Origin of the sequence: Chitinophaga ginsengisoli, from assembly GCF_003014595.1 — a bacterium.
Classification (GTDB): domain Bacteria; phylum Bacteroidota; class Bacteroidia; order Chitinophagales; family Chitinophagaceae; genus Chitinophaga; species Chitinophaga ginsengisoli.
The window spans coordinates 398,367-421,775 of the sequence record NZ_PYGK01000003.1 but is presented as its reverse complement, the minus strand read 5'-3'; the positions used below and the strand labels follow the sequence as shown (position 1 = coordinate 421,775).

Below are 23,409 nucleotides of genomic sequence, written 5' to 3'. Positions count from 1 at the left end.
CCTGTAGGTAGGAAACGGTATACCTGTCGAATGCTTTTTATACCGGAACTTCATACAGTCTTTTTGCCGGTCATCCCAGGGGCGCGGTCCGGGTTCACTTTTATTTACTATTTTTAGTGATACTCGAAAAAATCAAACCAAACCAGCATGAAGCAATTATTAGTAGCCTTCACTTTACTATTGTCCCCAGGCATTTTGTTAGCCCAGAAGGGAGATTTTGTATTGAAGGGCAAAATCGGCAATTGGAACGCTCCGGCCAAACTACAATTTGTCTACCGCAACGGAGGCGTTGACGTAAAAGACTCAGCCGTATTAAAAGACGGTACATTTCAATTTAAGGGAACGATAGATGGTCCTTCCCAGGCGATGATGGTATTAAAACACGTTAATCCGCCGGCGGATCCCAGAGCGCGTGACATGATCGTCTTCTACGTTGAAAAAGGTACTATCACAATGACCAGCCCCGATTCTTTGCAGAAGGTTACTTTTGCAGGCTCTCCGGTAAATGCTGACAATCAGCGCTTACAGGAAGCATTGAAGCCGGTAGGAGCGCTTTTCGGACAATTGAACGCCGAATACATGGCTGCCGATGATGAAAAACGTGGCTCCCTGGAGTTCCGTCAGTACCTCGATCAGAAAGTAGAGGATATCCGCAAGCAGGAGAAAGCTGTTTATGTAGATTTCGTGAAGAACAATCCTAAGTCCATCATCAGTCTGGACGCATTACAGCAATATTCAGGCGGAATGCCGGATGATCTGGGACAGGTTGAAGCCATGTTTAATGGTCTGGATGCCAAAGTGAAAAGCAGCAAAAACGGAGAGGAATATGCGAAACTGCTGAATAGCTGGAAAGCCACTGCTATCGGAGCAGAAGCGCCCCTGTTCACACAGAACGATACGCTGGGTAAACCGGTGAATCTGAAAGACTTCCGTGGTAAATATGTGCTGGTAGATTTCTGGGCATCCTGGTGTGGTCCCTGCCGTGCAGAAAACCCGAATGTGGTAGCAGCGTACAACAATCACAAAGACAAGGCCTTCACCATCGTGAGTGTATCCCTGGACCAGCCAAATGGTCATGATGCCTGGCTGAAAGCTATCCATAAGGATAACCTGACCTGGACGCATGTGTCTGATCTGAAATTCTGGGATAATGCCGTTGCAAAAATGTACGGTATAAGATCAGTACCGCAGAACTTTCTGCTGGACCCTCAGGGAAAGATCGTGGCTAAGAACCTGAGAGGGGAGGAGCTGGATAAACGTCTGAGTGAGATACTGAAATAATTCCCGGGTAATTACATAAAAATAGCCCATAGCACATCGAATTGTTGTACGGTTATTAGCAGATCAATGATTAAATTGGTAGGTTAAGTAACCCATGACAGGGCCGGTACGCTATGGGCTATTTGTTTTCAGATAGTTTATAGAGGAAGATCCCACTACTTTTACTACCGAAAATAAACCCGATATGAACGTTTTTATAGAAGACAAGGATATTCAATGGGAAATGCCTGACCCGGGCATCCGCAGGAAGGTAATGGCCTATAATGAGCAACTGATGCTGGTTAAAGTGGAATTTCAGCAAGGGGCGGTAGGGGCATTACATGAGCACTACCACTCACAGATCTCCCATGTGGAAAGTGGGGTATTTGAGATCACGATTGATGGAGAGAAGAAGGTCCTGAAGGCGGGAGATGCCTATTACATTCCGCCGCATGTGTTGCATGGTGCGCTTTGCCTGGAGCCGGGTGTGCTGATAGATGTGTTTAGTCCGCACAGGGAGGATTTCATTAAGTAATGTGATGATTGTCAAGGGCAGGAGCCGTTTATATTTTAGCGAACTCTGGAAAATCGGTACATTTATCTTGTTCATTTCTTCACCCTAAAAGCAAATACCATGTTGTCACAAAGAATGCAGGAAGCCCTGAACCGTCAGGTAGTAATGGAAGCGCAGTCTTCCCAGGCGTATCTGGCGATGGGCAGCTGGGCGGAAATACAGCCCGGACTGAAAGGCGTAACCAAGTTTTTCTTCAAGCACAGCGATGAGGAGCGTTTCCATATGCTGAAGCTGATCCATTATATCAACGAAAGAGGTGGTTTTGCGGTGATACCGGCATTGGAGCAACCTATCCTGACGTTTGTGTCCCTGAAAAAGGCGTTTGAGGAATTGTTTGCCCATGAGGTGAAGGTGAGTGAGAGTATCAATGAGCTGGTGGATATCTCCTTACAGGAAAAGGACTATGCCACCCACAATTTTCTGCAATGGTATGTAAATGAGCAGATTGAGGAAGAACGGGTAGCCAGGGAGTGTAATGACAAACTGGAGCTGGTGGGGGATGATAAGAGTGGTTTATACCTGTTTGACCGCGATATCATGACCATGGAGCAGGAATAAGCTGATTTACAGTTATTTATATGCCCGTTCTGCGCAAGCAGGGCGGGTTTTTTATTGCCGGCCGATACCCCCTGTTTTTTTAATGTATGGCAGATAATATATATTATAAATAATTAATTCAGAAAGTTTTATTATTTTTATTTGCCATATACTTTTACTACATTGCTGTCTGAAATATAATGAAAAGTTAGAATGCAAAAGGAGGTTAATATAAATGATCTATGGGAGCGCATCACGGTTGATAGCGACTCTAAATCATTTGAGGTTTTTTTCCATGAATTAAACCCAAGACTCGTGAAATTTTGCACAATGTACGTTCATTATCAACAAGTTGCGGAAGAGATAGTTTCCGATGTATTTGTTAAATGCTGGATGGACAGGGCGAAAATGAGGGACGTTCTCAAACCTGAGACGTACCTTTTTATTGCTGTAAAGAACCATGCATTGAACTATAACAAGCGTTTTTCCAGTCTTCAACTGGTGAATATAGATGATCATGAGGGAGGCACTCAGCTGGTCAATACGGCCTCTCCGGAGATGGAACTAGAAAAGAAAGAGTTGTTTTTCAGGATGGATCAGGCCATATCCTCCTTACCCCGCCAGTGCAGTATCATATTTAGGCTGGTAAAGGAAAATGGGATGAAATACAAGGAAGTAGCGGAGATCCTGAATATATCCCCCCGTACAGTACATACGCAGATGCTGCGTGCCATGAAAAAGATGACTGTCGCCATGGATCCTTATCTGAAAAAGGCGGGCAAGCAGGCTCAGGATAATATTACAGATAGTATTATAACGGCATTGCTGATAATATCAATATTTATGGGTAATTAACCCTTTAATATATATGTTAAAATTTTTTTTAAACCTTGTAAGCATATTAGGTACTAAATGTTGTCTTATATACAAAGGGTTATTCCATCGGACAATGAGTGAACGTTTTTTTGAAATTGTTATAAAGGACCTGGCTGGTGATTCAACACCTGAAGAAGGCCGGGAACTGAAACATATCATGAGTGAGGATACTGCCTTAGCCAGGCAGTATGAACTGTTCCGCATGTACTGGGCCCAAAATCATCATGATCATATTGACAGCAGAAGACTTTTTTCTAATGTGCAAACGCGTATCAGTGAATTGGAGAAAGAAGCTGGTACGCCGGTCATCGAGCCACTGATGACACCAGTACGCGGAAAAGGCCGCCTGGTATGGATGTCTGGTGTTGCTGCTGCGGTAGCACTCCTGATCTCTGCCGGCGTGTACTTTTACAACTCACTGCATGAGCCGCTTGTAGCTAAATATACCTCCAAAGGGGAGAAATCCACCTTTATGATGGAGGATGGCACGCGGGTTACGCTGAATGCGGATAGTAAGCTGGAATATGCTGCTAATTTTCCGCAGGAAAGCCGTGAAGTGTACCTGACAGGTGAGGCTTTCTTTGATGTGCACAGCGATGCACGGAAGCCTTTCATTATTCATGCCAACAACATGGATATCAAAGTACTGGGTACAGCCTTCAACGTAAAATCCTATCCTAACGAAACATCGACAGAAGCAACACTGTTGAAAGGGGCAATAGAAGTAACGGTAACAGACAATCCTTCTGAAAAGATTGTACTGAAACCATCCCAGAAACTGGTCGTAAACAATGATGATCCTAAGAAGAAAAAGTCAGTAAGCCTGAAAGATGCTGCACCGGCATTAACTACGCTGACTTACTTCCAGCAAAAGGATACAGTGATCATGGAAACTTCCTGGTTACAGAACAAACTGGTTTTCCAGGATGAAGATTTTGAAACACTTGCGAGGAGGATGGAACGCTGGTATAATGTCAGCATCCGCTTTAACCGGAGTGGTATGAAACAGCTGAGGTTTACCGGTATCCTGGAGGGAGAAACAGTGACAGAAGCATTTAACGCACTGCACCTCACAGAAAGCTTTAGTTACAGAATAGAAGATTCGACGATAGTGATATATTAATCAGGAAAGTAAGGAAGAAGAAAAAAACGATAAAAATTATCCTTTCAAACATTGAAAGGTGAGATGAGAACCCTATGCAGCCGATACCTATGTCTATGATTACACCGTATGTATTCGCTCGTTCATTTCACCAGAAACAAAGTATTAACGCCTAAAATTTTGTCTATGGGAAAAGAGATCGACTACTACTAGATAAAGCAGGGACCGTTCTTAAATGGTACCTGCCGGCAAGAAACTTATATCCTTGAATGAATGGTTTTTTGAAAGAATCCTGACATTTTGAAAGACTTTAATCACCCTTAACATCTAAGTTATGACGTTTATCCTACGCCCCAGGGGCGTAAAGATCCCTTACGGGCTTTTAAAGCCAATGCTACTTATGAATTTGGTACTAGGACTAATGCTTACCATGAGTCTGAATGTACTGGCGGGCGCCCGCGCAACCAAGATCACTCTTAACCTCCGTGACGTTGAATTCAAGAAAGTGCTGACTGTTATTGAAAGTCAGAGCGATTATCGTTTCATGTTCAGCAACAGGAATATTCCGAGTGACAGTAAAGTAGATATTAACGTAAAAGACGCACAGATCACTACAGTAATGGATCTGATATTGAACAATTCCGGTTTTACTTACCAGGAGCTGTCCAACAATCTGATCGTTATCATGCCGAAAGGCGCTCAGCTGAAAGCTATCAAAGTTACCGGTAAGGTATTAGACCAGACTGGTGAGGCTTTGATCGGAGCTTCTGTAAAGATCAAAGGGACTTCTGATGGGGTAGCAACGGATGAAAATGGTGCATTTACCATTAGCGTTCCGGATGACGCAGTATTGTTAGTGTCTTATGTAGGTTTTAAAACACAGGAAATTCCTGTAAATGGTAAAACCGCTATCACTATCACACTGCAGCCTAATGAAAAAATGATGAATGAAGTGGTAGTAACTGCACTGGGTATCAAAAGAGAGCAAAAGGCTCTCGGGTACGCAGTAAGTACTATCACTTCTGAACAGATCACTGCTGCTGGCGCCACCAACTTCGCTTCTGCCTTATATGGTAAGGCGGCTGGTGTGAAGATCACTACTGCTCCCGGTGGTGCTACCAGTGCGGTGAATATACAGATCCGTGGTGTGAACTCCCTCAACTACAATACGCAACCGCTGTATGTAGTAGATGGTGTGCAGATCAGGAACAACAATGAAAAGGGTGCGGCAGGTACCAACAATGATGGCTACTGGTCTGATCCACGTATCCGTGGTAACGGTATCCTGGATATCAACCCTCAGGACATCGAAAGTCTGACTGTATTGAAAGGTGCGAGTGCAACTGCGCTGTACGGTTCAGATGCGGCAAGTGGTGTGGTGGTCATCACAACCAAAAAAGGTATGAAGGGTAGAGGTCTGGGTGTTGACCTGAACTACTCACACACCGCGGAAAGAATTGCTTTCGCTCCTCAGTACCAGAATACATATGGACCTGGTTATGACAGAAAGACAAACCCCGGTGGTGGTGCCCGCCCTGATGGTTGGGTAAATGTTGGAACAGATGGAACAGTAAGGCCTTACTTTAGGGCCTATGGTCAGTTTGGGCCGAAAATGGACGGACAGATGGTCCCCTGGTGGGATGGTAGTATGCATCCTTATTCACCCCAACCCGACAACTATAAACAAATGTTTCAGAAGGGATACAATTCAAATTTGAATGTATCCCTTTCGAACATGACAGAAAAAGCGAATTACCGCTTCTCTTATACCCGTAGCGACTACAAAGGTATCCAGATCGGTGGCGGTCAGCAGCGTAATACTTTCAACCTGAACAGTACTATCAAGCTGCATAACAAAGTAAGTCTGGATGTTGTAGGTGGTTATGTAAATACAAAGATCACCAACAGGCCTATCCAGATGGAGCGTATCTTCCACTCATTCGGTGGTTATTTCTCCCGTGCAGAAGATATGTCTATCATCTTCGACAAATACAAAACTTCCAAAGGTTACAAATGGGTACCCTGGAACAACACCAAGCTGAATCCTGACGAAGCGCTGCGATATGAGCTGCGCCCTGCAGACCTGCTGAACTTCCTGTGGATGCAGCTGCGTAACCAGGAGGTTGAAAAACAAGACCGTTTGCTGTCCAGCGTAACGCTGAACATCGACCTGGCAAAAGGATTGAAATTCCGTACCAGGGTGGGTAATGACTTCACCAGCTTAAACACTGAAAGCAAACAGTACAACGAATATCCGATCGCATTCAACTCCGGATCCAGCACTGGTCTTTATGGTGTAGCAAAAGGCCGTTACAGCATCGTATATGCGGATGAGTTGCTGACCTTTGCAAGAGATGAAGAAACCAGGAAGTTCGGTTACTCCTTCAGTGGTGGTTTCCAGACACGTAAAGAAACCTACAGTGATCAGAGCTCATCTACCAACGGTGGTCTGGTTACTGCAAACTGGTTTAGTATCAATAACTCATATAACATTCAGAATACCTCAGAACAACGTAGTGGTGCATTTAAATATGCTTACCTCGGTATCATGAACCTGAGTTATATGAACTACTTATTCCTGGAAGGTACTGCCCGTCAGGAGTATTCATCAACACTGCCAAAAGCGAACAACACTTATTTCTATCCTTCTGTGAACACGAGCTTCATCTTTACTGAAGCTTTCCACCTGCCAACTATCTTCTCTTACGGTAAGGTGCGTGCTTCTTATGGTCTGGTGGGTAACGCTCCTCCTCCATTTGAATCTAACGTTACATACACACAGAAACCAGTATCTGCTACTACAGGATCTGTACCTGTACTGATCGCTCAGAGCAACTACGGTAACGAAAACCTGAGGTCTGAAAGAAAGAAAGAACTGGAAGTTGGTACAGAGGTGAAAATGCTGAACAACCGTGTAGGTGTGGACATCTCTTACTATGACAGCCGTGTAACTGACCTGTTGATGCGTTTGAATGTAGGTGTAAGTAATGGTGCTGAAACAAGGATCACCAACGTAGGTGAATTGCACAGTAAAGGTCTGGAAGTAGCGTTAAGTGCTACGCCTGTGTCAAGGAAGATCAAATGGAATACCCGTTTGAACTTTGCTACCAACACTTCCAGTGTAGAGGCACTGACACCTGGTGTAGATCAGATCGTAATGTTTTATGCAGCACGTAACGTACTGAAAGTGGTAGCAGAAAAAGGCCAGCCTATTGGTAATATCTACATGTACCCACGTAAGACAGACGGTAAAGGCAACTTTATCATCACTGCTGATGGATGGTACGATGTAGATCAGACCAAATACGAAAAAGTAGGTAACCTGTTACCAAAAATAGTGGGTGGTTTTGCGAACACGATCAACTATCATAACCTGTCACTGGATTTCATGATCGACTACCGTTTCGGTGGAAAGATCGTTTCTACTCCGCTGATGTATCAGACTGCCGCAGGTATGTTTGAAAACACTATGCAGGGACGTGACGAAGCACATGGTGGTATTCCTTACTACATCAACGCTGCAGGCGAAAACGTAGAGCTGCCAAGCCATAATTCAAATCCTCCGATGGGCCAGGTATATCATGACGGTGTACGCCTGAAAGGTGTAACTGCAGATGGTCAGCCTAACACGAAGATCATCCAGGCAGCTACCTACTATTTCAACATGTTCAATGACTCTCCTGCATCATGGGCTGATCCTGCATTACAGAAGAATGACTATGTAAAGCTGCGTGAACTGGTGCTGGCTTATACCCTGCCAAAAGGAACCGCTGCAAAACTGCATCTGCAGAGTTTGCGTCTGTCGCTGATCGCAAGGAACATTGCCTATGTGTACAGAACTATGAAGAACCTCGATCCGGAAGCTCCAATGGGTGGTAGCTGGTTGAAACAAGGTATCGACGAAGGTTCTTCTGGTGCAACCCGTAGCTATGGTTTCAGTCTTAACGCCAGCTTCTAATTTTTAAATGTGACTCGTTACAAACAGTTATGATTATGAAAAAGATATTAATAAATATAGGTTGTGTACTGGCGCTATCAGCAAGTATGGCCGGTTGCAGCAGCCAGCTTGATGATTACTATGTGGATCCGGATAAAACGACCACTCCTACTATAGAAAAATTGTTCTCTGCCATCCTGGATAATAACCGTGCAAGGCCGAACTATTCTGAAATGCGTACAATACAGTTCCCAATGTGTGGCGCCTACTGCCAGACTATTGCGATACAGTATACCGATGACAGATATATCCAGCAGGCAGACCCGGTAAAATCTCTGTGGAATGACTACTACAGACCAAGCAACCAGGGTACTGATATCAACTATAACACTGGTAACGGTGTTATGGCACAGTATCGTACCATGCAACGTCTGTACAGTAACCTGCCACTTGATGAGCGTCCTAACTTCCAGATCTTCATGATGGCTGGAAAGGCGCTGCTGTTGGACCAGACTGCACAGATGATCGATTACTTCGGTGATATTCCTTATACCGAGGCTGGATCACTGGATCTGACTAACACCATTTCAAATGCGAAGTTCCAGGACCAGAAAGAGCTGTATGATAGTGTGCTGATTGGTCTGAAAGACATCGCTGACTGGTTTACCGGTACTACACCGAATGCTATTGCGACTGCATCTTTCAGTGCGCAGGATTACCTGATGAAAGGAAGTATCGACAAATGGCGCCGTTATGTGAACTCAATCCGTCTGCGTTACCTGATGCGTATTTCCATGGTAGATGAAGCACGTGCAAGAACGGAAGTACAGGAGATCCTGGCTAATCCGATCCTGTATCCGCTGGTAGATGGAGATGGCATAGGTGATAACTACAATCCTGGTAATACCGACATTCTGTTACAGCAGTTCACCAACTATACCAACTCTCTGAAAGATGCCTTTACTGAGATCAGGGCACAGGTGGCACCGGACTTTATGCTGAATACAGTGATGAAACCGGTGAACGATCCGCGTATTCCATTTATGTTCGATAAGAACGTTCGTAAAGATGGAACACCGAATAAGGATTATGCTGCTATGAAAGCAACTGAGCAACGTCAGGCCGACAGTATGTATAATTATGCCAGCTTTGATTCTACTACTTACTTCCTGAATACGAAGCTGCCGGGTATATACATTTCTGCTCCTGAGGTGAACTTCCTGAAAGCAGAAGCTTTTGAGCGTTGGGGACTGACAGGTGGTACTGCACAGCAAAGCTACGAGCTGGCAATACGTCAGGCGATTGCTTTCGTGTATCACTTGTATAACATCAATCCAAATAAGTACGAATCATTAACACAGCCATCCACTGCGACAGTGAGCAATTTCCTGACTAACGCTACAATGGCTTATACAGGTGATTCAAACACTAAGCTTGGTAAGATCTGGACACAGAAATGGCTGTTCTTCGGTCCGTTGCAATCACGTCAGGCATGGTCTGAATGGCGTCGTACCGGTTTCCCGCAGATAACAGTTATTCCGGCTACACGTACTGGTTATGAGCTTCCTCCGAACAGGTTCCTGTATCCTGCGAGTGAGGTAGCGTATAACTCCAGCTACGAGCAGGTAAGGGCAAAAGATACTCGTGACGCAAAAATCTTCTGGATGAAAGAATAACAGACAGGATTTAAGAATTATAATTTAGATGGGGGGCAAGGCCACAAAGCTAACAATGGCAGACATTGTTATCTTTGTGGCCTTGTCAATTTTAAGCAGCGCACAATGAAAAGATACCTTCTCACAGCCGGGCTGATAATAGCCTCCTTACTGCAGGCGTTAGCGCAGCGGAAAGCGGTACTGGTAAAAGACGAATTTATCATGCAGCATCCGCCTGTGCCGGCGGCTCATGCCTCTACCATTACAGCATTACCGGGAGGTGAACTGTTGGCTGCCTGGTTTGGTGGCAGCAGGGAAAGTGCACCTGATGTTTGTATCTATACGTCCCGTTTTCAGAAAGGAAAGTGGTCTGCACCGGTTGTCGTTGCCACTGGTATTGTGAATGACTCCACCCGGTATGCTGCCTGGAATCCGGTGCTGCTTACTACCCACAGTGGCAGGGTACTTCTGTTCTATAAAGTAGGACCTAATCCCCGTGAATGGTGGGGCTTAATGCAATCCAGCACTGACAAGGGGCATACCTGGTCGCCCGCCGAACGGCTGCCAGATAGCATTCTGGGGCCGATCAAAAATAAACCTGTACAGCTGGCAGACGGCAGCATTCTCCATCCTTCCAGTACCGAGAGCCGGGATGAGCAACAATGGCATATACATATGGAGATATCGGACAGCACAGGCCACGATTGGAGGCGCGTAGCAATAGATTGTGATACATTTGGCGTCATACAGCCTTCGGTACTGTTCCATGCCGGTAATCGCCTGCAAATGGTATGCAGAAGCCGTCAGAATGTAATTGTACAGACCTGGTCGGACGATATGGGGCAGACATGGAGTCCCCTCAGCCGGCAGACCATCAAAAACCCTAATTCCGGTATTGACGCTGTTACTACCCGGAAAGGCCTTCAGGTGCTGGTATACAATCCTGCTATAGCGGGTAAAGACTGGTGGCTGGGAAGGAATGAGCTGCGGGTGGCGGTGTCAAAAGATGGAGAACACTGGGATGATGTATATGAACTGGTGAAAGAACCTAAAGGCGAGTTTAGTTATCCGGCAGTTATTGAGACGAAAGACGGGCTCCTGCATATTACTTATACATACAATCGCGAGAATATTAAACATGTGGTGCTGAAACTGAAAAAGCACTAAACATTAAACCTGGTTTTATATGAAACAACCTGAAGTATGGATGCGGGGACCGATAGAAGGAATTCCTGCCTTGCTACAGCCAGTGGCACATACGTTGTTACAGGCACAGGAAGAGATACATGCTCTGATGGAAAACTTTCCGGAGGCATTACTATGGCAGCAGCCCGCAGGCGTGGCATCTGCAGGATTTCACCTGCAGCATATCACCGGAGTGCTGGACAGGTTGTTCACGTATGCAGCAGGACAAGCTTTGTCGGTTGCACAACTGAGCTATCTGGCGGAAGAGGTAACGCCGGCAACAGGCGTGACGGTGCATAGTCTGTTAACTGCATTGGATACACAGGTGGCTGCCGCTATTGCTACATTAAAGGTCACTGACGAAAGCTGTCTGACTGATTTCCGCGGGGTGGGGAGGAAGCAATTGCCTTCTACAGTGATGGGCTTATTATTTCATGCGGCAGAACATACCATGCGACATACAGGTCAGTTGTTGGTTACTGTAAAGATATTGGTTAACCCATAGTTCTTTTATTGTTTGTTGTCACTGATAGCATATTCTATCTATCTATCGGCTAATAATTATTTAACAGATTTATAAAAAAGTACTGTATCAGGTCACATGATAAAATCGTTGACAGATCTGCATTTGCTCACTGCGGTGATTTTTCTAACGCATTAATTGTTAATGAACATTAAACATTGTTAACGCAAATCAAAACCCTCTGTTTCCATTTTACTTTGTTAAAAAGTTCTCTATTTTTACTTCAGATTGCTAAATCAATTTTACTTTATCTGTATGTAGAGGAAGCTATCCGGAAATTCATATAGACGTAATCAAGAATTATAAACGTAATGAAAAAGGGACAGATACGCTGATGCGGGCGTTATTTGTTCGGTGCTGACGTTATTGAACTTATTATTTCATTTTCTAAAAGCCTTTTTGCTTATTAAAACGGAAACTATCACTGCGAACTAAAACAGGCCCAACCTCCTGCGTTTACCTAGTGATCATTACTTAAACCTCCACTGCAAGCCGCAGGGAGTGTAACAAGATTTTATTGCCGTAACATTTAAACCTCCGTTGCAAGTGCAGGGAGCGTAATGGGGCATTATTGCTATAACATTTAAGCCTCCGCTGCAGGTGCAGGGAGTGTAATGGGATGTTATTGTAAAAACATGTAAACCTCCACTGCAAGAGGCAGGGAGTGTAAGGGAATTTATTGTCATAACAATCGCCTTAATACCAAAATTAAATATATGAAGAGAGGATTCTCATTTCTTTCTCGGGTATGCCTACACAGCCTATGGATGCTACTCCTGTCGCTGGTAGCAGTTTCCCAATCCCGAACTATTACCGGTAAAGTCACAGAGACGCCGGGAAATACGCCTTTACCTGGTGTTACAGTACAGGTGAAAGGTTCCACTAAAGGAACACAAACAGGTCCCGACGGAACGTATAAGCTGGAAGTGCCACAAGGCGCTACCTCGTTAGTTTTCACATTTGTTGGTTACAAAAGAGAGGAACTGCTTATCACGGCTTCCGGAACAGCAAATGTTAGTTTAAGTGCAGATGTTACCGCCCTCAAAGACGTTGTGGTAGTGGGATATGGTACACAGAAAAAATCAGAAGTGACGTCTGCTGTTACTTCCATTACTGCAGAAGATTTCAGACAAAGTGGTGCACGTAATGCGCTTGACCTGGTACAGGGTAAAGTAGCTGGTCTGCAGATCAGCCGTTTGGGTGGTACAAACCCTAACACAGGTGTCGCTATTCAGTTACGTGGTGTTACCTCTTTAACCGGATCACAGCAACCGTTGGTAGTGATCGATGGTATTCCAAATGGTAACCTTGATCTGCTGCAACAGGATGATATCGAGTCTATTTCCGTACTGAAGGATGGTTCTGCAGCTGCTATATATGGTACACAGGCGAATGGTGGTGTAATTCTCGTAACCACTAAGCGCGGTAAGAAAGGTCCTGCCCGTGTAGATTACAATACGTATTTCCGTAAGGAATATGTACAACGCAGGCCTGATTTCTTAAGCGCTGATGAATTTGCCGCTAAGATTGCAAGCGGAGAGATTCCAAATGCAACTGATAAAGGACACAGAACTGATTTCGTAGACCTGCTAGTAGATCATGGGAATCTTTCCCAGTATCACAACCTGGCAGTTTCCGGTGGTAATGAAAGCTCTAGCTATCGTGCAAGTATGTATTACCAAAATCTGGAAGGCATTCTGAAAGAGAATGAACGTCGTCAGTACGGTGGCCGTATCAGCATTAATTCAAAAGGACTGAATGACCGTTTGACCACCCAGATCAACCTGGCGACTAACTTTAATAAGGCTAACCGCCTGACAGACGGTGGTAACCTGGCGGGATATTATGCATTCCAGCCTACCTATTCTCCTTATAATGCAGATGGCTCATGGTACTTTGAAACGACCAGTACGAATGAGCTGGCCCGTCTGTTTCAACAAACCAATATGCGTCAGCAGCAGACTTCTTCCGGCGACGCAAAATTAACGCTGGATCTTGTCAAAGGCCTGAAGGCGTCACTGTTTGGTTCTCTACAGCGTGATAGCTGGACGGACGGAGCTTATGCTGATCTCGCATCAGAGTTGTCCAAAGAGACTTATCAGGGCACAGGGTATGCATCCCAGAACAACGAGATGTCCAACAAATATGCATTAGAGCCAACCGTAGAATATAATATCAGCATTAATAACAAACATAACATCACTGCAATTGGTGGTTATAGCTACCGTTATGAAGTATATCAGGGCTTCAATGCTAATAACTATGGTTTTGTAAATGATCGGTTTGAGGAGAACAACCTGAACGCCGGTAACCAACTGAAACTTGGTAAAGCAGGCATGGGTAGCTATAAAAATGACAATACCCTGGTCGCGTTCTTCGGAAGGGTAAACTATGCATTCGGCACGAAATATATGGTGTCGGCAATCCTGCGTCGTGAAGGTTCTTCCCGCTTCGGCGCTAATAACAAATGGGGTAATTTCCCTGCTATCTCCGCTGGCTGGAATCTGAAAGAGGAATCCTTCCTGCATGATGCGTCATTCATCGATCAGTTGAAATTAAGAGCAGGTTATGGTGTGACCGGCAATTCAGGTATTAATAACTATAGTTCGCTGGTAACAATGGGAACCGGTGGTAATTATATTAACCCGGATGGTGTATGGCGCCAGACATATGGTCCCAACAAGAACCCTAACCCCGACCTGAAATGGGAGAAAAAGGCTGAGCTGAACGTAGGGATTGATTATGGTTTCTTTAGAGGTCGTTTAACTGGTTCTGTTGATGTCTTTACCCGTAAGACTTCAGATGTACTTGAATCATTTACTGCCCAGTTACCTCCTTTCGTAACAGATAACGTATACGCAAACGTGGGAACGCTAAAATCCAACGGTTTTGAGCTTACAATCAATTCTACAAACGTTGACATGAAAGATTTCCGCTGGACTACCGATGTAGCTTTCAGCACTGCTACAACGAAGCTGGCGAAATTTTCCAGCAGCTTATACAAAGCCACTTACAAAGAATATGGCGGCATTGGTGGATTTGGTGCATTGGGTAATGCGATCCGTACTTATGAAGGTGGTAAGCTGGGTAACTTTTATGGTAAACGTTTTGCCGGTTTCACTGAAGATGGATTATGGCAGTTTTACAAAAAAGACGGGACAAAAGCATCTGCTGATCAGCTGAACAGCGCAACAGATTTCGCCGTAATCGGTAACGCTATTCCTAAGTACTACCTTTCAGTGACCAACAGTTTTAAATACAAAAACTGGGATCTGCGTGTATTTATGCGTGGGCGTTTGGGATATGATGTGTTGAACACAATGGAGATGTTCTATGGTACTAAAAAACAACTACCAAACAACGTACTGCATTCCGCTTTTACAAAACATGCCCAGCTGAAAGATGGTTATCAGTACTCTGATTACTATATCGAGAAAGGTGGTTATATGAAACTGGATGAGGTAACTATCGGATACAATGTTCCTTTCAACGGCAACAAGTATATCCATAACATGAGGATTTACTTCACGGGTGGTAACCTGGCTACTATCACCGGATATTCCGGTAATGATCCCGACTTCATCAAAGACACCGGTCTGAACCCAGGTATTGATGCCTTGAACAACAGTGATAACCGTACTCCTTACATGAGCACAAGATCTTTCATGTTTGGTCTTAATGTAGGCTTCTAAAAAATTAAAAGACAAGTAATGAAACAATTTAGAAAAATAGCTACATATACAGCCCTGGCCTTACTGCCTGTTTTTGCGAACAGCTGTACCGATCTGTCAGAGAATTTATATGATCAGATCAGTACAGATGAATTTTATGCTAACAAGAATGAAGTAGTATCTGCAGTATTAAGACCATATACACACGCCAATGCATGGATCACTCCCTCCGGACAGAATGGTTGGTGGAGATTGAGTGAACTGTCGGCCGACCAGCTGGCATGGCCCCAGAAGGGACGTCACGGTTATGATGATGGTAACTGGATCCGCCTGCACTATCATACCTGGACGGTTGATGATGCTCCAATAAGAGATTGCTGGCGGTTAGTGTGGATGGGAACTGGTTTTTGTACCACGGCAATTGAAAATATAGAAAAGCGTGATGCAAGCGCGATGGGACTAACACAGGCAGAAAAGGACGGTTATGTTTCCGAGCTGAGATTATTGCGTGCGTTCCATTATCTCCGCATCCTGGACCTATGGGGTAATGTGCCTATCGTAACCAAAGTAGGCGAACCGACCAGTCCTCCTACTGCTACCCGCAAGGAAGTGTTTGAATTTGTTGAAAAGGAGATCAAGGATCACATAGATAAAGCACCTCATTTGTCTAAAGCATTGTTGGGCCGTATGTCTAAAGAGGGCGCTTATGCGATGCTGGTGGAACTGTACCTGAATGCAGAGAAATGGTCTGGTACAGCGCGCTGGGACGATTGTATTGCTGCAGCCGATAATCTGCGTTATGGGCCAGTTGGTGGCGTAAATGGTGGACTGGCACTTGATACAAATCTGATTGATACTTACGCTCCTGATAACAGCAATCTTGCTAAGGAAACCATTTTCGCTATTGCCTACGATTTCCAGATCTCTGACTTTGCTCCATCATGGACCGGCGATTTCTATCACTTCGTGCAGGGTAAGATCAATGGAAACGATCGTAATGGTAATGATGGTGTTGTTGTTATTCCTGGTGTATATACCACATTTGACCCAGCTGACAAGAGAAAGAAGGAATGGATACTGGAAGGTCCGCAATGGGAATATAACAGTGCTGACACAATACCTGTTATTACTACCGGGAACGAATACGATGGTGAGCAACTGGTATTTGTAGACAACATCCGCAGAAATAAAGCAAATAGCACTGTCTCTAATATGACAGAGGGAGAGGAGAACAGTGGCGTACGTTTTAATAAATACAAACTGGGATCAATCAAAGATCCTCACTACAGAAGCACTGACTGGGCCGTATATCGCTTATCGTGGGTATACTTTGCAAAAGCAGAGGCGTTGATGCGCAAGAATGGCGGCGTAGCTACCCAGGAAGCTGTAGACCTGGTAAATGCCGTTCGTCAGCGTGCTTTTGATAAGAAAGTATGGGACACACATAAATACACTACTGCTACGTTGACCATGGATGAACTGCTGGCAGAATATGGCCGTGAATTCATCTTCGAAGGATACCGCCGTCAGGAGCTGATCCGTTGGGATAAATTCACTAATGGTACATGGTGGGATCACAAGGCGTCTGAAAACTTCAGAACAATATTCGCGATACCCCAGAACCAGCGAGCCAACAATGATAGTCTGAAACAGAATCCTGGCTATCCAAACTAGTATTTAAGCTTCGCATTGATCTCAATGCGGTTCCATAAACGATAGCGAATGCCGTCTTGTCCTTAGGGGTGAGGCGGCATTCGTGATTTATGCGGGGTCCTCATCAAATAATGATAACTGCGCTGAATTTCCCAAACGTCCCGTCATTGGAATGATTTCTCCGAAGTTGGATAAAGAGATGCCCAGTAATCTTACCGGTTTATCTTCCGGATCTGTGGCTAACAACAGCTGTTTGGCTGTTTCCAGTATTTTATCAAAATCTCCCACGGGAAATGGGAATGACTGGTTACGGGTGATCTGCCGGAAATCGCTGTACTTTATTTTCAGGGTAATGGTGCGGCCCTTCAGACCATACCGTTTTAGCCGTTCATAGACCGTTACAGCGATCTTTTCCAATTCTGCATACATTTCCTCCGTTTTGGTGAGATCGAAGGGAAATGTGTCTTCTGCGCCCAAAGATTTGGTTTCCCGGTGGGGTTGTACTTCCCGCTCATCTATTCCCCGTACTATCCTGTAGTAAAAGGCGCCTACCTTGCCAAAATGTTGTTTCAGGTCATTTTCTGTCAGCCGCTTCAGATCTGCTCCGGTATGCAGTCCCATTCTTTTCATCTTGTCGGCAGTGACCTTGCCCACACCGTGAAACTTCTCCACAGGCAGTTTCTCCATGAATGATTCAATGGAAGAAGGGCCGATGAAGGTAAGTCCGTCCGGTTTGTTGAGGTCAGAAGCTATTTTGGCGACGAACTTATTCACCGATACGCCGGCAGAAGCGGTGAGCTGCAGCTCTTCTTTGATAGCTTGCTTGATTAGTTTTGCTATTTCTATAGCGGAGCCGATCTGTTGTTTGTCTTCCGTTACATCGAGATAGGCTTCATCGAGAGAAAGGGGTTCTATGATATCGGTATGGCGACTAAAGATCTCACGGATCTTCCGGGATACATCCTTGTACACATCAAAGCGGGGGCGTACAAAAATGATATCCGGGCATAACTGCAGTGCTCTTTTGGAAGGCATAGCAGAGCGGACACCAAACTTCCGGGCTTCGTAGCTGGCGGTGGCGACTACACCACCGCGGCCTTCGGGGGAACCTCCCACCGCAATAGCCTTGCCCCGGTACTCAGGATAGTCCCGCTGCTCTACAGATGCATAAAATGCATCCATATCTATATGAATGATCTTCCGTAGTTTCCTATGTGTTCCCTCTTCCATGATAGCCGCAGCGGTACAAAGATATTAAAGTAAAACAGACGGGGGGTAACAGGCATATAGCTCCGTCGGGAGCTATATAAGAGAGTCAGGAACTGAGGCGAATGGCGGCTGCTCTCAATTCCTGACCGGTAATTATTGATTTCCGTTGTAACGCTTATACGGTTGGGGTATCTACGACTGCTACTTTAAACTCTTCATCTGCACTCGGACCATAGCTACCTGGGATAGCAACATCCAGCAGGCGCAGGAATACACCTAATTGCGCCCTGTGGTGTACGATCTGGCAGTATGCCATACGGATCACCTCTCCTTTGGGGGATACGTCATAAATATCGTCACCGTTCCTCAATGTCCATTTTTCGTCGAACTGGGAGAGTTTAGCTTTCTCAAGATGCGCTTTACCATCAGCCAGTGATGCTTCAAAATAAGCCAGTAACTCCTCCACATTATTGATCACTTTAGGGTCGTAAGGGGCGGTGGCAAAGTCCAGCTCCTCTGTGGTCAGCACCATGCTCACCCAGGTAGGCAGCTCTGCGATATGGGTGGCCAGCCTGATGATAGACATGCTTTTGGGATGGGGCTGCCAGTTAAACTTATCTTCAGGAATGATGGAAAGCATCTTACGGGTTGTTTGTGCTTCCTGTTCCATTTCTTTAAGGAGAGATTGAATGAGTTCCATGATTGTGTGTTTTTGTTGTTTCTGAAACAAAGTAAGCACCGCCTTGTGACAACCCTATGTCAGCAGGAATGTCAAGCCCCGGATTTTTTTCCCCCACCAGCATTTCCTGGTAGATCTCACCGTAAATGTCTGCTCCTGACCAGTAATGGAAAAATCATTGCAGCTCAGTCTGTATTTTATTATACTTACGCCGGGTAACATAATATAAAGCTCCATGAGGCTGGTGTTATTCACGGATATCGTTACCCGATTCCATACACTAACCTTAGTTAAATCAGCAACCGGGGCAGAATCCTGGCTGGGAATTGTAGTAAAACTTTAATGATTGTTATAAAAAAATCGAGATACAGATGAAAAGAAGGATGCTCCTCGTCGCAGTTTTTACCGTGTTCTCTTATGCCGTGATGGCACAGACATTCACGGTGGCTACTTACAACATGCGTAATGACAACAACAAGGAAGATGCTGCCCATGGTAATGGCTGGAAGCAGCGCCTGCCAGTGATCGCTTCCATGATACGTTTTCATGGCTTTGACATTTTCGGTACCCAGGAATGCATGCACCACCAGCTGGAAAATCTGAAAGACAGTCTTCCGGGATATGCTTATATAGGTATAGGCAGGGATGATGGTAAACAGGCAGGGGAGTATTCCGCGATCTTTTATAATACAAAGAAATTCCAGCTGCTGGAGAACGGCGATTTCTGGATGTCGGAAGTGACTGACAGGCCTAATAAAGGTTGGGATGCTGTGTTACCAAGGATCTGTTCCTGGGGCAAATTCAAGGAAATAAAGAGCGGTTTTACCTTTTATCTCTTCAACCTGCACATGGACCATGTAGGCGTAAAAGCCCGTGCGGAAAGTGCCAAACTGGTAATGGATAAGGTGAGAAAGATGGCAGGTGATATTCCTACTATCCTGACCGGCGACTTTAACGTGGATCAGCGTAGTGAATCATATACACTCATCAATACCTCCGGACTGCTGCGAGATGCTTATGAGACGACCGCTATTCGTTATGCGGAGAATGGTACTTTCAACGCGTTTAATCCTAATTCAAAGACGGATAGCAGGATAGATCACATCTTCCTGACCAAACAGTTCAATGTGGAAAAGTATGGTATTCTGACGGACACTTACCGTGGTCCTGCGGTATCAGATAAAGAAGCGGAGAAGGTGAATGCAGCTGATTTCCCGAAAGAAGTGTCTCTCAATAAATATGTGGCCCGTGAGCCTTCTGACCACTTCCCGGTCATGATCGTTGTTTCTCTGAAATAAGTCAGCCGTCTAATGATATCAGATGCTCCTGGTGGTTTTACCGTCAGGAGCATTTGTTTTAAATACCCATGACTTTTCTGTCAGGATGCAGTGGTATTACTCAGTTTTGTTTCTGTGAGTATATTTTATAATGTATACTGATTAACAGCCAGTTGGCCGTATGGGGGATATAACCTTGTTGGAACACACAATTAATCAGTGTCTTATTAAAATGTGCATCACATATATTGTGTATGTCGATAATGTATTATACACATTTTAAGCTCTCATAACCATTTATGATGCACTTACCTGAAAACACTGCCATCACCGCAATCATCGGTGTACTACTTTCCCTGATCGTTTATCTGATTACCAGGCAATACTTCGCAAAGAATGGTAAATCCGACTATCAGAAGAAGATAGAAATTGCGAACAATGAAATGCTGTATTCTATCAGACCTTTATTGGTGGAAAAGAAAGTTCCATCAAAAGAAATCCTGGTAGCAGTGCGCTTCTCAACGGCCAAAAAGTATGGAGTAGAACAGAATGACCTTTATGATGAATTTTCTCTGACCAGCGACTTAATTAATGAAACGATTGCCAATTCATTTTTGACTTCAGACGAAAAACTGGAGTTCTGTAGTTTGCTGCAGTCTATTAAATAAATGCAATCTTCTTTTTGCCGTTAAAAGCCTTTTGAGCCTAGTTCTTGGAAGGCTTTTTACTTGTTGTCTTACCGGTACTTTTAGTAGCGGTCGACTTGGATGCTGTTGATTTCGATGTGGTCGATTTAGCAGCTGTTGTTTTAGCCTTTGCGGTTGTTTTCTCAGCGGATGGTTTGCTGGCGCTTGCCTTTTCTGTAGATGCCTTGGCGGTTGCAGGTTTAGGCATGGTCGCTTTTGGTACCGGCTTTTTGGAATTTATCCGCTTGATTTCATTGGTGGCCAGGTCCTTGGCTTCCTGATCGCCATATTTCTGCGCCTGCTCATAGTATTTGATCGCGTTTGCATCGTCTCCTTTCTTGGAATAGATGTTTGCGATGTTGTTCAATACGATGAAGTCTTTAGGAGCGATAGCATTAGCCTTCAGTAAGGTTTTGAGTGCATTGTCCAGGTCTTCCTTCAGTGTATAGGCCAGACCGAGGTCGGAGAGGCTTTCTACATGTTTGGGATAATATTTTAATACTGTTTCAGAGATCAGTTTCATATTATCGGCCTGGCTCTTACCTACGTTATAGATCTGGGCTACGTATTCCTGTACAGCATTCAGCATGAACTGATCTGGCTTGTCCAGTGGTTTGTTGTCTGTCCATTTCCATTTGTTATCAATGGTATGGCCATAGTTGATGGCGCTTACCAGCTCTTTGGTCAGGTAAGTATAGTTATAGTTCTCACCCAGCATATAGATCTTGCCAAAACGCATATCCAGTCTGTTGGGGAACTTGGAGATACCGGTGTTGATATATTTGAAGCCTTTGTTCAGCGGTTCCTTTTTATAGCCTATTTCGCTGGTATATCCGGCGGGGTCACCGTTTTTACCTGCCTTTAATGCATTGGAGCCGTTGGCCGTATGATTGACTGTCACCACTTCTGTTTTACTTTTTGTTACATAGTAATTGAAGTAGGCGATATATAGTTCAGCATCACTGGGCTTGGCTTTCTCCCATTTCATCAGAAGGGTACGTTGTTTGGCAGTATCGCCACTAACGCACAATTTCTCAAAATCCTGCTTGTAGTTTTGTCCCGCAGCAGAGAGAGATAGCGCTGCGGATAGTAATAGGGATGTAGAAATTCTTTTCATATTCATAGGATTGGAATAAACGGAACTGCGCCGCGGATATAAAAAATCGAACTTTGTTCTTACTGGTTAAACCAGGCCTGTACTGCAAAGTTACTGAAGATAATACTATTTTTTGTCATATTTCGACATAACGGTTACAAATAAACTGCTCTCATAAATGCTTTGCGGCGAGATAACAATTTCATTTTCAGGGAGCTTATCGCCATAACGTTCCCGGATAACCTGTTTTACCGGTTCGCTGCTCAGATCAAAGTCCCTGATCCTCTGAAGCTTACCCACTTCTATGCCTGCCGCCCTTTTATAGATCTTCCACACCAGTTCTGAGCAGTATATCTGGTCATCTGACCATTCGAAGTAGCCATCATAGGATTTCCCCAGCATTTTCTTCCCTTCCGCTTCCATCTTGCGCAATACGGTAGGTGTCAGTACACTATCTGCATTTTTAAGGCGTCGTATCACATATTTCTTTCCTTCCCCATGAGCGATCCACTCGTCCAGCGGCGTTATCTTCACCGGTTGTACGGCCTCTAGTACGTAATCCTTATCCCCCTTCTTCCAGATCATGCCGCAATGACTGAATATGGAATGAGTGGCCAACCTTACAGCATGGCACTGTGGGGACATGGACGTCTGGAAAATTACATCACCGGATCGGAGCGGGGGCCTGTCTTCTTTGAAGGCATATAAGACAATTGCCAGTCCCACAACGAAAATGATCAGTAAAGCTGTAAGTACCCTTTTCATACAATGGCTGGTTTAGTATAAGCGCTCTGCGTTATAACATATATAAAATTAGACAAATTTATTACTAAGCCAATGTTAAAATACGTGTGCGGTAAAAGGGAAAGGGCCTCTTTTCACCTTTTTTGACACCTTTTTTATGCTTTTTTCTCCCTTTTTATGCAAAAATTGGCTTTTTTCACCTGAAGGGTGAAAGCACAGAATGAGTTCCAATACTTAGTACTCCTGCCTTTCAGGGCAGATGCCTGCAGGATTATGCCTGTACCTTACAGAGGGGCTGGTGATGTACAGGAAATTTTACAGAATTGGCAATAAAGCATAGCTCATTGGCCCTGTGATGCAGCTCATTGGCTTTATCTATATGGGCGGCGTCGGTAATAGTTACTTCCGGGTGCAGGGTAACGTCTGAAAAGTAGCCACCTCCATCTTCAGTTTCTGTCATGGTACCGCTGGCATGGTCTACATAATCCACTACCACGATGCCGGCGACGGAGCAAAGGTGCAGGTACCAGAGCATGTGGCAGGAGGAGAGGGACGCTACCAGCATTTCCTCCGGATTGTACCGGGTTTTGTCACCCCTGAAGGAAGGATCGGAGGAGCCGGGAATTTCGGGTTTACCAGTTACCTGGAGCACGTGACTGCGTTCATAGGCCTGATAGCTGGCAGTGCCATTGCCGGTATTGCCTGTCCAGCGGGTGGTCATTGCATAGTGATGGGTACCTTTCAT

The 23,409-nt window shown here is 44.8% G+C and carries 18 protein-coding genes; 13 read left to right on the top strand and 5 right to left on the bottom strand.

Annotated elements, in window-relative coordinates; genetic code table 11:
* Nucleotides 1-147: 147 nt before the first annotated feature.
* From CLV42_RS09660 to CLV42_RS09610, 11 genes are all read left to right on the top strand, one after another.
* A complete protein-coding gene (locus tag CLV42_RS09660) occupies nt 148-1,281 on the top strand; it encodes a TlpA disulfide reductase family protein (protein ID WP_106601699.1) in 1,134 nt (377 codons plus the stop codon).
* A 184-nt stretch (nt 1,282-1,465) separates the two neighbouring features.
* Nucleotides 1,466-1,795 (top strand): cupin domain-containing protein, encoded by a 330-nt coding sequence (locus CLV42_RS09655; protein ID WP_106601698.1) that lies wholly within the window; start codon nt 1,466-1,468, stop codon nt 1,793-1,795.
* Between the two features lie 99 nt (nt 1,796-1,894).
* Nucleotides 1,895-2,392: a ferritin gene (locus tag CLV42_RS09650; RefSeq protein ID WP_106601697.1), complete on the top strand. Its 498-nt coding sequence runs from the start codon at nt 1,895-1,897 to the stop codon at nt 2,390-2,392.
* A gap of 192 nt (nt 2,393-2,584) precedes the next feature.
* Entirely contained in the window at nt 2,585-3,226 is a 642-nt protein-coding gene (locus tag CLV42_RS09645) for an RNA polymerase sigma-70 factor (protein ID WP_106601696.1), read from the top strand.
* 94 nt (nt 3,227-3,320) lie between these two features.
* Nucleotides 3,321-4,370, top strand: a complete 1,050-nt coding sequence (locus CLV42_RS09640; protein ID WP_170117450.1) for a FecR family protein — start codon at nt 3,321-3,323, stop codon at nt 4,368-4,370.
* 379 nt (nt 4,371-4,749) lie between these two features.
* Nucleotides 4,750-8,307 (top strand): SusC/RagA family TonB-linked outer membrane protein, encoded by a 3,558-nt coding sequence (locus CLV42_RS09635; RefSeq protein ID WP_106601694.1) that lies wholly within the window; start codon nt 4,750-4,752, stop codon nt 8,305-8,307.
* Nucleotides 8,308-8,342: 35 nt separating this feature from the next.
* Nucleotides 8,343-9,962: a SusD/RagB family nutrient-binding outer membrane lipoprotein gene (locus CLV42_RS09630; protein WP_170117449.1), complete on the top strand. Its 1,620-nt coding sequence runs from the start codon at nt 8,343-8,345 to the stop codon at nt 9,960-9,962.
* Nucleotides 9,963-10,067: 105 nt separating this feature from the next.
* Nucleotides 10,068-11,108 (top strand): sialidase family protein, encoded by a 1,041-nt coding sequence (locus CLV42_RS09625; RefSeq protein WP_106601692.1) that lies wholly within the window; start codon nt 10,068-10,070, stop codon nt 11,106-11,108.
* Nucleotides 11,109-11,127: 19 nt separating this feature from the next.
* Nucleotides 11,128-11,631: a DinB family protein gene (locus CLV42_RS09620; RefSeq protein WP_106601691.1), complete on the top strand. Its 504-nt coding sequence runs from the start codon at nt 11,128-11,130 to the stop codon at nt 11,629-11,631.
* 734 nt (nt 11,632-12,365) lie between these two features.
* Entirely contained in the window at nt 12,366-15,341 is a 2,976-nt protein-coding gene (locus CLV42_RS09615; protein ID WP_245901576.1) for a SusC/RagA family TonB-linked outer membrane protein, read from the top strand.
* A gap of 18 nt (nt 15,342-15,359) precedes the next feature.
* Nucleotides 15,360-16,994 (top strand): RagB/SusD family nutrient uptake outer membrane protein, encoded by a 1,635-nt coding sequence (locus CLV42_RS09610; RefSeq protein WP_106601689.1) that lies wholly within the window; start codon nt 15,360-15,362, stop codon nt 16,992-16,994.
* An 87-nt stretch (nt 16,995-17,081) separates the two neighbouring features.
* Here CLV42_RS09610 and dinB read toward each other — a convergent pair whose 3' ends face one another.
* Together dinB and CLV42_RS09600 are read right to left on the bottom strand one after the other, a co-directional pair.
* Entirely contained in the window at nt 17,082-18,203 is a 1,122-nt protein-coding gene (dinB, locus tag CLV42_RS09605; protein ID WP_106601688.1) for a DNA polymerase IV, read from the bottom strand.
* A 154-nt stretch (nt 18,204-18,357) separates the two neighbouring features.
* Nucleotides 18,358-18,882 carry a DinB family protein gene (locus tag CLV42_RS09600; protein WP_106601687.1) on the bottom strand — a complete coding sequence of 175 codons (525 nt, stop codon included), beginning with the start codon at nt 18,880-18,882 and terminating at the stop codon, nt 18,358-18,360.
* A 350-nt stretch (nt 18,883-19,232) separates the two neighbouring features.
* Between CLV42_RS09600 and CLV42_RS09595 the strand changes: the two genes are divergently transcribed.
* Nucleotides 19,233-20,159 carry an endonuclease/exonuclease/phosphatase family protein gene (locus tag CLV42_RS09595; protein WP_106601686.1) on the top strand — a complete coding sequence of 309 codons (927 nt, stop codon included), beginning with the start codon at nt 19,233-19,235 and terminating at the stop codon, nt 20,157-20,159.
* Between the two features lie 278 nt (nt 20,160-20,437).
* Nucleotides 20,438-20,806 carry a hypothetical protein gene (locus CLV42_RS09590; RefSeq protein WP_146154355.1) on the top strand — a complete coding sequence of 123 codons (369 nt, stop codon included), beginning with the start codon at nt 20,438-20,440 and terminating at the stop codon, nt 20,804-20,806.
* 37 nt (nt 20,807-20,843) lie between these two features.
* On the opposite strand, the gene CLV42_RS09585 is transcribed toward CLV42_RS09590, so the two are convergent.
* The 3 genes from CLV42_RS09585 to CLV42_RS09575 all read right to left on the bottom strand — a co-directional run bounded on the left by CLV42_RS09585 (nt 20,844) and on the right by CLV42_RS09575 (nt 23,409).
* Nucleotides 20,844-21,941 (bottom strand): tetratricopeptide repeat protein, encoded by a 1,098-nt coding sequence (locus tag CLV42_RS09585; RefSeq protein WP_170117448.1) that lies wholly within the window; start codon nt 21,939-21,941, stop codon nt 20,844-20,846.
* A gap of 105 nt (nt 21,942-22,046) precedes the next feature.
* Nucleotides 22,047-22,685 carry a YiiX family permuted papain-like enzyme gene (locus tag CLV42_RS09580; RefSeq protein ID WP_106601683.1) on the bottom strand — a complete coding sequence of 213 codons (639 nt, stop codon included), beginning with the start codon at nt 22,683-22,685 and terminating at the stop codon, nt 22,047-22,049.
* 250 nt (nt 22,686-22,935) lie between these two features.
* Nucleotides 22,936-23,409, bottom strand: a complete 474-nt coding sequence (locus tag CLV42_RS09575) for an OsmC family protein (protein ID WP_106601682.1) — start codon at nt 23,407-23,409, stop codon at nt 22,936-22,938.